This window comes from Sphingomonas montanisoli, from assembly GCF_008274695.1.
In the GTDB taxonomy this organism is placed as follows: domain Bacteria; phylum Pseudomonadota; class Alphaproteobacteria; order Sphingomonadales; family Sphingomonadaceae; genus Rhizorhabdus; species Rhizorhabdus montanisoli.
The window spans coordinates 1,069,574-1,081,715 of sequence record NZ_VTOU01000001.1 but is presented as its reverse complement, the minus strand read 5'-3'; the positions used below and the strand labels follow the sequence as shown (position 1 = coordinate 1,081,715).

Genomic DNA, 12,142 nt, shown 5'->3' with positions numbered 1-12,142 from the left:
TCAAGACCGACGGTCCTCCTCATCAACATGACGTCGCGGCAGGGCGGGAGCCGTACTATTTTTTCTTAAGGCGTCGTGAATGGAGCGGTATCCCTGTTGCAGCAGCTTCTCGACCGAACTGAGGCTGAGGCCCAATTCGGCCGCGATCGCCTTTTGCTGGCGACCTTCGAAACGGAACAGGCGAAATACGCGCGCGGTCCTTTCGGGCAGAGCGTCGATCGCGGCCTCGATCTGGCGCAGCCGCTGGCGGGCGATCAGGTCATCCTCCAGCGTCGGCATCTCTTCCGCTGTCGACTGCACCGACAGCCATTCGGTGTCGCGAACGGCGTGGCGCGCAGCAGAGCGACGACGGTCGAACGCGAGGTTGTTGGCCATGCGGAACAGATAGGCGGCGGGCTGCGCTACGGGACCGGACGGCAGCGTCTCCAGCTTCAGCCACAGATCCTGCAGCACGTCCTCGGCATCGTCGCGACTGCCCAGCCGCGCGGTCAACAGCCGCAGCAGCATCGGCCGTTCGGTCAGGAAGACACCGCGAAGCCCTGAGTCGCTCATGATGCCCTTTTGACATCCTGCGTGAAAAAGAGCGCGACAATGACGAGCGCGACCGCATTCTGGATCAGGCCGTGCCAGCCCGCGCCGTCGACCCCGATCCACCACAGCAAGGCGGGCAGCGCCGGATAGAGCGCGAGGTTGGTAATCAGCGCGACCGCCATCGATCGCTGCGGATGGCCGAGCGCGGTCAGCCCTGCGGCGATCGGCGTGGCGGCGAGAGCGGTGAGCCGGCCGATCGCGACGAGGATCAGCAGCGTGGTCCCGCCGGTGAAGCTGTGCCCGCCGAGCAGGACGAGCAGCCGATCGCCCAGCAGCCCCAGCACCGCCACGATCGGCACCGCCACCGCGCCCGCAATGGCCGCGCTGCGCCACACGGTGTGGCGCAGCAAAGCGAACTGGCGCTTGGCGACCTGATCCGCCAGCACCGCATAGCTCGCCTGCGACAACAGGGTCGCGGGCTGCTGGAGCAATGCCGAGGCGCGTTGGGCGAGCCCGAGCAGCCCCGCCGCCGTCGGCCCCAGAACCCAGCCGACCGTCAGGGGCGCGAGATTGGGCGCCAGTTCGCGCAGCGTGATGTCGAAATTTGTGAGCAGGATGAAGCGCCCGAAGCCGCCGCGTTCACGCAGCACGCCGCGCCAGGGGCCGGTCAGCCGGCGCCCGTCGGCCAGCTTCCTCCACGCGATCATGCCCAGCCACCACATCGCCACGCCTTCGACCAGCGATGCGATCAGCCACACGGTGATGAACCCAGCCAGCCCGCCGCTCATTGCCCAGACGATCGCTGCACCCATCAGCCGCACTATTGGCGATATCGCCTGATGCAGCCCGATCAGGTCAAAGCGGCCGGCGATCTGCAGGATGCCCTGCGGTGTCGCGCGGACGGTGGCGAGGACGGCGAGGCTGTAGGGTATAGCGAGCATCATCGCGTCGTCCGACCAACCCAGGCGTGGCCCGACGAAAGGCACGATCAGCGCCGCCAGAACTAGCGCGACCACACCGAACCCAAGCTCCACTACCGCCATGAAGCGCACGATCCGCGCCATGCCGTCGATATCGCCGGCCTCCAGCGCCTGCGATCCATAGCGCACGACGCCGTGATAGCCGGAGAAGGCGACCACACTGCCCATGAACACCGCATAAGCGTTGACGAGGATCAGCACGCCGTAATCGCGCGCGCCCAGACTGTGTGTGACGATGATCAGGTAGATGATGCTGACGATCCCCGCGATCGCCTTGCCCCCCAACAGGTGGAGCAGGTTCCCGATCACGCGACGCACGCCCGATTGCGGCGCGGCGCCTGTCATGTCGGGATTCGTGTCGTCGGCCGGCGGCATGATCGATTGCATAAGGGGGTGCGCCGCCAATTGCACCCTCTTGGGAACGGCCTGCTTTGTCCTAAAAATGTCTTACGGGTGGATTCGGACGGCGACGTCTTGCCGATATGAGGATCGGCTTTCTGTTCAATCACGACCAGGTTCACCAGGTCGCCCACTCGTTGCCCGTCGCGCTTGCGATGCGCCGGAACCATCCCGCGGTCGAGGTCGTCATCGCGACGACCAACGCGCGCCTCACCGCCGAGGTGAAGCGGCTCGCGGCGCGGATCGGTGATCGTGTCGATGTAGTGGAGCTTGGCCTGCGCAGCGCGATGACCCGCTTTGCGGCGAAGCATTTGGAAGCGGTGCTGCCGGTTTCGAAGATCGCGATCTACCGCGACAATCTCGATTTCTTCCGCAGCCTCGATGCGCTGGTCGTCGCCGAAAAGACCTCGCTGCTGCTCAAGAGCCGCTACGGCCTCGATGATCTCAGGATCATCCACACCCGCCACGGCGCGGGCGATCGCGCGATCGGCTTCAACAAGGCGAGCGCGGGCTTCGATCATGTGCTGGTGTCGGGCAGCAAGATCCGCGAGCGACTTATCCGCGATGCGGGCGTTGCGCCCGATCGGATGAGCCAGGTCGGCTATCCCAAGTTCGATCTGCTGCCCGAACGCCCGCAGAAGCTGCCGTTCCAGGACAATGGCAAGCCGACGGTGCTCTACAATCCGCATCCGTCGCCGCATCTCTCGTCGTGGTTCGAACATGGCCGTCAGGTGCTTGAACATTTCCTGAAGGACGATCGCTACAATCTGATCTTCGCGCCGCACGTGATGCTGTTCCACCGCAGCTTCGTGGTGACGATCGACAAGTTGCGCATCGATCGGCCGGGTCGGATCGACCGGCGCTTCTACGATGCGCCCAACATCCACATCGACCTGGGCAGCAGCGCGTCGACCGACATGACCTATACGGCGGCGGCCGATATCTATCTGGGCGACGTCAGCAGCCAGATCTACGAATTCCTGCACACCCCCAAGCCGTGCCTGTTCCTCGATACGCACGGCGCCGACTGGCGCGGCAATCCAAACTATGCGCATTGGCAGGCGGGGGAGGTGATCGCCGATCCCACTAATCTGGGCGCGGCGCTCGATCGCGCGGTGCGCAGCCACGATCGCTATCGCCCGATCCAGCGCGAACTGTTCCAGCGCAGCTTCGAGCTGACCGCCGAGCGTTCGGCCGATCGCGCCGCGCGTGCGATCGTCGGCGTGCTCGCGCCCGCCGCGCCGATGCCGATATTCGATCCGCAGCCTGCGATTGCGCCCAATGTCGTGCCGCTTCGCCGGCGTCAGGGCGGCATCGCGGCCTGATCGATGGGATTGCGCAAGGACATCTGGCGGCCGGCGATCGTGTCGGCGACGATCGATCAGATCGTGGCGCGCGGCACGGTCGAGGGTTTCGACATAAGCTGGCTGCCGCCGATGGGGTCGTTCCGGTTCATCGCCGATCCCTTCGGCCTGTGGCGCGACGACAAGCTGTATCTGTTCGTCGAGACTTACGACTATCGCGTCCGCGTCGGCGCGATCGAGGTGCTGGTCTATGACCACGACTTCACGCTGATCGATCGACGGATGGTGATCGAGGAGCCGTGGCATCTGTCCTATCCATTCGTGTTCGAAGCCGATGGCGAGACGTGGATGCTGCCCGAGGCGCATCGTTCCAACAGGCTGACGCTGTACCGCGCGGTCGACTTCCCGTTCCGCTGGGAGCCGGCACATGAGATCGTCCTCGATCATGTGCCCGTCGATGCGACGCCGTTGTTCCACGAAGGCCTGTGGTGGCTGTTCTACACATCGGCCAGCCGCGAGCCCGACAAGATGAGCGCGCTTCACGTCGCCTTCGCCGAGAAGCTGACCGGGCCGTGGCGCCCGCACCCGATGAACCCGGTGCGTGTCGACATCACCAGTTCGCGCCCGGGCGGCACGCCGTTCCTGCTCGACGGGCAGGTGGTTCTGCCGGTGCAGGATTGTTCGGCGACCTATGGCGGCGCGATCCGCCCGCTCGCGATCCCGATCCTCACCCCCGACCGCTTCGAGGCGGAGGCGTGCCTGCCGATCCGCGCGCCGGCCGACTTCGCGCCTTATGTCGAAGGGCTGCACACGCTGGCCGCGGCGGGACCGGTGACGTTGATCGACGCGAAGCGCACCGAGCTATCGGCGCATGGCCTGTCGATCGAGATTGCGCGCGAGACGAAAAAGCTCCTCCGCCGGGTGCGCGCCTAGAAGCTCGCCATTCGCTCGACGATCGAGCGGCCGATCGCTTCGAAATTCTCCGGACCGAAACGGTCGAGGACGCGGGTACGCCCGGCCATTCCCATCGGTGCGAACCGTTCGGGACGGGAAAGAGCGGTACGCAGCGCCTTCGTCAGCGCATCCGCATCCCCCGGAAAGGCGGTCCAGCCAGTCTGCCCTTCGGCGATGCTGTTGGGCATCTCGCCGACCGCGCTTGCGACGACGGGCAGCCCGGCCTGCATCGCCTCATGTGCGGCAACGCAGAAGCCTTCGGACCGAGACGGCTGCGCATAGAGGTGGATATCGGCGAGGAAGCCGCGCGGATCGCCGACATAGCCCGCAAACCGGACATTGGAGAGGCCCGCCGCGCGTACTGCCGTTTCCAGAGCCGCACGCTCGCCGCCGTCGCCACCGATGATCAGTTCGTGCGAGACGGGGTGGTCCTTCAGCCGTGCGAGTGCATCGATCAGCACGTCATAGCCTTTGACCGGATGGAGCCGGCCGAGCGTGCCGATCCGCACCGTCTCCCCCGGGCTCCAGACCCGCGCCAGCGGTGCGGCGGGATCTGCGCGGAAGATCGGCCAGGTGACCAGCCGTTCCTGGCCGATCCCCAGCCGTTCGGCGCTCAGTTGCGTCACGCGATCGGAATCGCCGATCCACAACCGCGACAGCCGCTGGGTCGTGCGTAGCAGGCGGCGGTTGGCGGGCTTGAGATAAGCGGCATGCTGCCAGCTGACGACGGGTATGCGGCGCCTGAGCCCTGCGATCTGGCCGAGCAGGGTCGCGCGGGTCAGTGAGGTCCATAAATGGCTCGGTTGCCATTCGGCGATCTGCCGATCGAGCCAGGCGAGGGCCGCGCCATGATCCTTCTCGCCGCCGCCGCGTACGATCGTTTCGAGCCCGACATTAGCCATGGCGGGCAGGGCGCGGCCATCGCGGCATGTGAGCGCGAACAGCCGGACTTCGGCGCCCGTGCGGCGGAGGACTTCGGCGATCGACGGTACAGGCAGGGCCGCGCCCCCGCCTTCGACGGAGTTGATGACATAAGCGATACGCATGATCTTAGATTACAATCTTCCGTGCGGCCGAAGCCTGTTCGAACAATGCCATATAGGCTTCGGCGACCGGGCCGATCCGGTGGTGAGCGACGCAGTCCGCCAGCATCCGCGGGTCGGGATCAGGTGCCTTGAGTTGCGCCGCGATCGCGCGCGCCATGGCCGCCGGATCGCCGATCGGCACGACCGCGCCGCTGCCCGATCCTTCGATCAGCGGCGCGGCAGCCGCGGTGCAACGGGTGGCAATGACGGGACGGCCAGCAGCCAGCGCTTCGACCATCACCGCCGGATAACCTTCGAAATGCGACGACAGCACGAACAGCCGCGCATCATCCAGCCAGGGACGAATATCGGCGACATAGCCGGGCAGGATCAGGCGATCGCTCACACCGCGCGCGGCGGCCCGATCGATCAGCACCTTGCGATCGGGGCCGTCGCCGACGATCACCAGCCTGGCGTCGTGATCGTCGAGTAAAGCGAAGGCGTCGATCAGGTCGGCGAAGCCCTTTTCGGGGACCAGCCGTCCCGCCGCCATGATCGTTCGGTTGGATGGGATCGGGCGCGGCGATGTGACATCGTCAGCCAGTGCGGGCAGGGCGATCGTCGTGGCGCGGCGCCCGCCGGCGATCCGATCGGCGGCATCGCGCGCCTGATCGAACAGCGCGACGATCGCGTCGGCCCCCTGCAGCAAGCGACGCATGCGCAGGCCGAAGCCCCATTGGCGCAGTCGCCCGCGCTGCGGCTTGTCGAGCGAGGCGCTGACCTGCGCGATGATCGCCGGGCGGATCTCGGCGGGAAGAGCGGCGGTCGCCGGCACCGTTTCCCAGTGGAAGTTACCGGGGACGAACAGCGCATCGACCGGTTGCCGTGACCAGAATGCCGCGGCGGCCTTGCCCAGCTTGCGGCGCGATCCCGGTCCCCGGGGAATCGCCGGCTTGGCGCTGATCACCTCGACCGAATGGTGCAGAAGCCCGATCAGTGGCCCGTTCATCGATCCGCAGAAGATCGTCACCCGCGCGCCGGCCTCGACCCAGGCCACCGCCAGGCGCACCGCGATCCGCTCGGTCCCGCCCAGCGCGAAATCATGCAGTACGATACCGATCCGCAACGGCCGCTCCATCGTGGTTCGCGCGCGCTGCGGGGCATGGCGATACCAGCGACGATCCTTCATAGTCATACGCCGCATCTGCATCAGGTGTGTGGGCCCGCAAGCGTAGGGCGCCGCCAGTCATAATAAGCGATATAGCCGACATGATCGGACAGCATCGTGCCGTCGGCTTCATGGCCGAAGGGGGTCGCGATCTGGCGGGTGTCGAATGCGATCCCGCCGCCATGGCCCAGGAACTGCCAGTCGCGACGGCGCTTCATCGAATAACGCGCATCGTCCGAAAGGCCCGCCGCGCACGCATCATCGGCGGCGCAGGCATGCATCGCGTCGGGAAGCACGGTCTGACCGGCGCCGTTCCACCAGCGCGTGGCCGCCTGTTCGACATAAGCGGCGCGCGCCTTGTCCTTGCCGATATTGAAGTCGCCCGCGACGATCAGCGGTGCGCCCGAAACATAATTGGCCTTCAGGAAGGCGCTGAGCGCGTCGACTTGGCGATGATAGGCGTAGAGCGACCGATCGAACGAGACGCCAGCGGCGTAGCGCGAATTGAGGTGGGTATCGACCACCGCGACCGGCGCGGAAAGGGCGGGTACCTTGATCAGCGCCATGACCGCGCCCTTGTTGGCGAGGCAGTCGAAGCCTCCGCACGCAAAGGCGGGGAAGGCTATGCGCCTGACGCCCACGATCGGATAGTCGGACAGGATGCGCAGCCCGCTGCCGGTCCACTTGCCGTCGGCCTCACCCTTCAGCTGGCTCGCCTCGTTCGCGAAGGCGATATCGGCGGCGGTCCGTGGCAGCGCGCCGGCCAGATCGCGCGACGGCCCGTCCGCAATATAGCGATAGCCGCCCAGCGCGCCGATCTTCGCGGCGTCTTCGGAGAATGCTTCCTGCAGCAACACGATGTGGGGCTGGCGCCCGACGCTACGCAACTCACGCAGCCGCTCGCCGATCGCGGCAAGCGATCTGCTACGCCCGATCCGCGCCGGGAAGGGCAATCCTTCGACATTGTAGGTCATCACCGACAGCGGATGATCGATCGGGATCGCGCTGTTCAGATTGGGGGTGCCGCCGCGCGCAGGGCGCACAGTGAACATGATCGCCACGGCGACCAGGAGCAGAAGCACCAGGGCGAGGGAGCGCGACGAACGCGGCGGCGCAGGGCGGATCATCGTCAGAATCCCGTGCTGAAGGAGAGTGCGATGCTCGAACGGTCGCGGCCGGACATCGTCATCACCTGCGCATCGCCGCTTGCGATCCGATCGCGTCGCGCGGCGATGCCGACGCGGGGGGCCACGGCATTCTGGAAGTCGGGGCTGTACGAAATGCCCGCGACCATGCTGCTGCCGCTGGCTCGCGCACCGGCCGAAAGCTCGATCGCGCGGCGCCAATTGGCATGGCGGCTCGACAGCTGATCGATCAGGTAGCGTGCGCTCAGCTGCCAATGATCGTCCTGCACCCAGCCGGCGGAGATGCTCGCCTCGCCGGTCTTCATGACATGGCCGCCGACGATCGCGGTCATCAGCCGTTTGCGCTGCGCGCTCAGCCCCGCCGAAACCCAGAGCCGACCCGCATCCTCGAACGGGGTCGCATAGGTGACGAGCATCGACGAATGCGATTCCCGCTCGCGCCGCGCGCCGAGGCGGTCCGCCTTGCGCCCCAGGTTTGCCTGCCGCTCGATCGTGAACAGGACGATGCCGAGCGACGATATGTCGGTGAGCGTCGTCAGCCGCTGCACCCGGCTCGCCCCTACGGACGATGCGCGATAGCTGTGCCAGAGCTGGTTGCGACCGGCCATCGCCCAGTGCGGATCGATCCCAACCGTCGGCCCCTGCAACGCTGTCGGATCAGCCGCGTCCGTTGCGGCCGAAGCCCCCGATGACACCAACGCACCCAGCACCGCAGATATGCTCCACGCCTTCCAGCCCAACGTCGTTCCCCCCGAAACCCCTCGATAGGAAGACGTCGCCGTTGAAACGGAGCCGCAAAGAAAGTGTCGTACTTTTCCTTTTTTAACTTTTCTGCGCGTGAGCGCTCAGTTCCTCGAGGTCGAGATCGCGCTCGAGGTCGTGGAGAGTCTCCTCGTCGATGTCGCCGGCGCGGTGGAGGCGGATCAGTTCGGTACGGCCAACCGCGACCAGTTCGAGGACCATGTCGAAATGGGCGACGAGGCCCGATCGCATCTCCGCTTCCTGCTCGACATAGCGATCGGTCATCGATGCGCGGCGCTGATAGCTGTCGAGCAGGCGGGGGTGGATCAGCTTGCCGTTGGCGTCATAGGCGCGTTCCTCCAACATCGCGACCTGGGCCCGGCTGATCGACGCTTCGGCCTGACTGAGCGAGAGCCGGGGGCGATCGTCTTCGCTTTCGGCGGGTTTGAGCTTGCGGATCAGCCAGCCCAAGGTCGTTCCTTGGATCAGCACGGTGCCCAGGATGACCGCGAAGGCGGTGACGAGCATCAGATCGCGGCCCGGGAAATCCTGCGGCACGCTGAGCGCCACCGCCAGCGTCACCACGCCGCGCATGCCGGCCCAGGCGATAACGGTCGATCCGCGCGCGCCGACGGCGGTGTAGCGGCGGATGCCCAGGCGCCGCACGAGCGCGATTATCGCGTCCGAACCATACATCCACGCAAAGCGCGAAGCGGTGAGTGCGAGGAGGATCAGCAGGACCGGGCCCGCCATCTGCGCCACCACCACGTCGACACCGCCGACGCGATCGATCACCCCGCGCAGCGACGATCCGATCAACATGAACACCGACGCTTCCATCAGGAAGATCATCACCGCCCAGAAGGAGGTGCCGCGCATCCGCACCGATGCGGGGAAGACGACATGCTGATACCAGCCGCAGATCAACCCGGTTGCCACCGTCGCGAGCACGCCCGAGACATGCGCGGTCTCGGCGAGGAGATAGGCTGCCCAGGGGACAAGGATCGACGAGGCTATCATCAGATAATCATCGCCCAGCCGCCGGACGAGCAGCACCCAGGCGGCGCCCACGGCCGCGCCGACCGCAAGACCGCCCGCCGCGAGCAGCAGGAAACCGCCGATCGCCTCACCGGCGCTGAACGCGCCGGTCAGCCCCGCCGCGATTGCGAAGCGGAAGAGGACGAGGCCGGCGGCGTCGTTAAGCAGGCTTTCGCCTTCGAGCAGGATCGACAGGCGTCGCGGCAAGGTCACGCGCTGGAGAACCGCGCGGGCCGATACCGCGTCGGGCGGCGAGACGATCGCGCCCAGCGCCGCGCACGCTGCCCATGGAAGGGCGGGGAACAAGGCGTGGGTGACGATCGCGACGACCGCAGTGGTGAATACGACCGCGCCGACCGCGAGCGAGAGGATACCGATCATGTGCCGCTTGAGATGGCCCAGCGCGATGAACCATGCGCCGTCCATCAGCAACGGCGGCAGGAAGATCACCAGCACCAGTTCGGAATTGAGTTCGATCACCGGCAGGCCGGGCAGGAAGGCGAGCAGCGCGCCTCCCGTCAGCAGCGCAACTGCGGGCGGCAGACCCAGCCGGTGTGCGCCATAGTGGAGCGCGATGATCGCGAGCAGCATCGCGATCATCAGTTCGAACAGTTGCAGCGGTTCCATCAAAGCTCCTCGGGTGTCGCGCCCACCATAGCGAAGTCGCGCCTGGCGACAATTTGGCGTTCGGGAGCAAAGGCGTGTGCTTGTCAGGGTGTCGCGGCAGGCTATGCACAGGACAATCGGCGCCGGATCAACAAGCGCCGGCAGGGACGAGGGGACGGCGATGCAGCGGATCGGGCGCGGGGTTCTGGCGGGCATGGTCGCGACGGGACTCGCAATGGGGGCGGTGGCCACGGCGAAGATGGGCGCGGGCAGCGACATCGGCTGGCCGATGCACGGGTTCAACGCCGGCGAGGATCGCTATTCGCCGCTGACCGCCATCGACAAGACGAACGTCTCGCGCCTCGGCCTTGCCTGGTTTCACGAGTTCGATACCGATCGCGGCCAGGAATCGACCCCGATCGTCGTCGGCGACCGGCTCTACGTCACGACCGCGTGGAGCAAGGTCGGCGCGTTCGACGCCGTCACCGGTAAGCAAATCTGGTTCTTCGATCCCAAGGTGCCGGGTGGGCGTGGCTTCGATGCGTGCTGCGACGTCGTCAATCGTGGCGCCGCGGTCGATGGCGATCGTCTGTTCGTCGGCACGATCGACGGCCGCCTGATCGCGCTCGATCGGCGTACCGGCAAGCAGCTCTGGTCGGTCCAGACCACCGATCCGACCAAGCCTTATACGATTACGGGCGCGCCGCGCGTCGTCCGCGGGAAGGTGATCATCGGCAATGGCGGGGCCGAATATGGCGTGCGCGGGTACGTCACCGCTTATGATGCGGCGACCGGCAAGCAGGTCTGGCGCTTCTACACCGTCCCCGGCGATCCCGCGAAGGGCCCGGATGGCGCCGCATCCGATCCGCAGATGGCCGAGGCGACCAAGACCTGGTTCGGCAAGTGGTACACGATGGGCGGCGGCGGGACCGTGTGGGATTCGATCGTCTATGACGCCGATCTCAACCGGCTCTACATCGGCGTCGGCAATGGCGGCCCCCACAATCAGGGCGTGCGATCGGAAGGGAAGGGCGACAACCTGTTCATCGGATCGGTCGTCGCGCTCGATCCCGACACCGGCAAATATATCTGGCACTATCAGGAAACGCCGGGCGACACGTGGGACTATACCTCAACCCAGTCGATCATCCTGGCCGATCTTCCGATCGACGGCGTCAATCGCAAGGTCATCCTTCACGCGCCGAAGAATGCCTTCTTCTATGTGATCGACCGGCAGACGGGAAAGCCGATCTCGGCCACGCCCTATTCGAAGCAGACCTGGGCGACGGGCGTCGACATGGCGACGGGCCGGCCGATCGAGGCGCCGGGCGCGCGCTGGTTCAACAGCGACAAGCCATTCCCGCTGCTGCCCGGGCCCAACGGCGCGCACAATTGGTATCCGATGGCCTACAGCCCCAAGCAGCGCCTGGCCTATATCCCGACGACCGAGAACAGCCTGTCGCCGCTGTCGCCCGCGAAGGAGTTCAAATTCCGCCCTGGCTCGTGGAACATGGGCACCAATCTGGGCGCGGGCAAACTTCCCGATGATCCCGCGATCATCAAGAAGGTCGCGGCGTCGCGGACCGGCGCGCTGGTCGCGTGGGATCCGATCGCGAACAAACAGAAATGGCGCGTCGATTATCCGACCAACTTCAATGGCGGCATTCTGGTGACCGCCAGCGACCTGCTGTTCCAGGGCACGGCGACCGGTCATTTCCTCGCTTATGGTGCGGATGATGGCGCGAAATTGTGGGATTCGGGCGATGTCGGCACGGGTGTGATGGCTGGCCCCGTCACCTACACCGTGAAGGGCGTCCAATATGTCGCGGTGATGGCGGGCCTGGGTGGTTCCGCAATTTCGTCGGGCATCCTCGCGCCGCAGCAAGGGCGGCGCAACGGCCGGCTGCTGGTCTTCCGGCTCGACGGCAAGGCAAAGCTGCCGCCCTATCAGCCGATCGAATATCCAGACTTCCGCGCGCCCATGCCGCAGGCTTCGGCCGAAGTGCTCGATAAGGGTCGCGTGACCTATGCCGACAATTGCATGGTCTGCCACGGCCCCTCGGCCGACGGCGGCATCCTGCCCGATCTGCGCCGCTCGCCGCTGATCGCGGAGAAGGCATCGTTCGATGCGGTCCTGATCGACGGCGCGCTGGTCCCGAACGGGATGATCAGCTTCAAGGGCAAATTGTCCGAGGAAGAGATCGAAGCGACGCGCCTCTACCTGATGCAGCGATCGGCCGAGCGGAAGTAG

At 66.2% G+C, this 12,142-nt stretch carries 10 protein-coding genes; 3 read left to right on the top strand and 7 right to left on the bottom strand.

Annotated elements, in window-relative coordinates:
• Positions 1-507, bottom strand: coding sequence for a sigma-70 family RNA polymerase sigma factor (locus FYJ91_RS05400; protein WP_149521215.1), 507 nt, complete (start codon positions 505-507; stop codon positions 1-3).
• Between the two features lie 41 nt (positions 508-548).
• Positions 549-1,886, bottom strand: a complete 1,338-nt coding sequence (locus FYJ91_RS05395) for a lipopolysaccharide biosynthesis protein (protein WP_246152441.1) — start codon at positions 1,884-1,886, stop codon at positions 549-551.
• Between the two features lie 107 nt (positions 1,887-1,993).
• Between FYJ91_RS05395 and FYJ91_RS05390 the strand changes: the two genes are divergently transcribed.
• Positions 1,994-3,235, top strand: coding sequence for a hypothetical protein (locus FYJ91_RS05390; RefSeq protein ID WP_246152439.1), 1,242 nt, complete (start codon positions 1,994-1,996; stop codon positions 3,233-3,235).
• A 3-nt stretch (positions 3,236-3,238) separates the two neighbouring features.
• Positions 3,239-4,147 carry a glucosamine inositolphosphorylceramide transferase family protein gene (locus FYJ91_RS05385; protein WP_149521214.1) on the top strand — a complete coding sequence of 303 codons (909 nt, stop codon included), beginning with the start codon at positions 3,239-3,241 and terminating at the stop codon, positions 4,145-4,147.
• On the opposite strand, the gene FYJ91_RS05380 is transcribed toward FYJ91_RS05385, so the two are convergent.
• The 5 genes from FYJ91_RS05380 to FYJ91_RS05360 form a co-directional block, all read right to left on the bottom strand.
• Positions 4,144-5,214, bottom strand: coding sequence for a glycosyltransferase (locus FYJ91_RS05380; RefSeq protein ID WP_149521213.1), 1,071 nt, complete (start codon positions 5,212-5,214; stop codon positions 4,144-4,146). The genes FYJ91_RS05385 and FYJ91_RS05380 overlap by 4 nt on opposite strands.
• A gap of 4 nt (positions 5,215-5,218) precedes the next feature.
• Positions 5,219-6,382, bottom strand: coding sequence for a glycosyltransferase (locus FYJ91_RS05375; RefSeq protein ID WP_181008360.1), 1,164 nt, complete (start codon positions 6,380-6,382; stop codon positions 5,219-5,221).
• A gap of 20 nt (positions 6,383-6,402) precedes the next feature.
• Positions 6,403-7,488 carry an endonuclease/exonuclease/phosphatase family protein gene (locus FYJ91_RS05370; RefSeq protein ID WP_149521211.1) on the bottom strand — a complete coding sequence of 362 codons (1,086 nt, stop codon included), beginning with the start codon at positions 7,486-7,488 and terminating at the stop codon, positions 6,403-6,405.
• A 2-nt stretch (positions 7,489-7,490) separates the two neighbouring features.
• Complete coding sequence (locus tag FYJ91_RS05365; protein ID WP_149521210.1) at positions 7,491-8,216, bottom strand: hypothetical protein; 726 nt, start codon at positions 8,214-8,216, stop codon at positions 7,491-7,493.
• A gap of 112 nt (positions 8,217-8,328) precedes the next feature.
• Positions 8,329-9,912, bottom strand: coding sequence for a Na+/H+ antiporter (locus tag FYJ91_RS05360; RefSeq protein WP_149521209.1), 1,584 nt, complete (start codon positions 9,910-9,912; stop codon positions 8,329-8,331).
• Positions 9,913-10,072: 160 nt separating this feature from the next.
• On the opposite strand from FYJ91_RS05360, the gene FYJ91_RS05355 reads away from it, so the two are divergent.
• On the top strand, positions 10,073-12,142 hold the full coding sequence (locus FYJ91_RS05355; protein ID WP_149521208.1) for a PQQ-dependent dehydrogenase, methanol/ethanol family: 2,070 nt from the start codon (positions 10,073-10,075) through the stop codon (positions 12,140-12,142).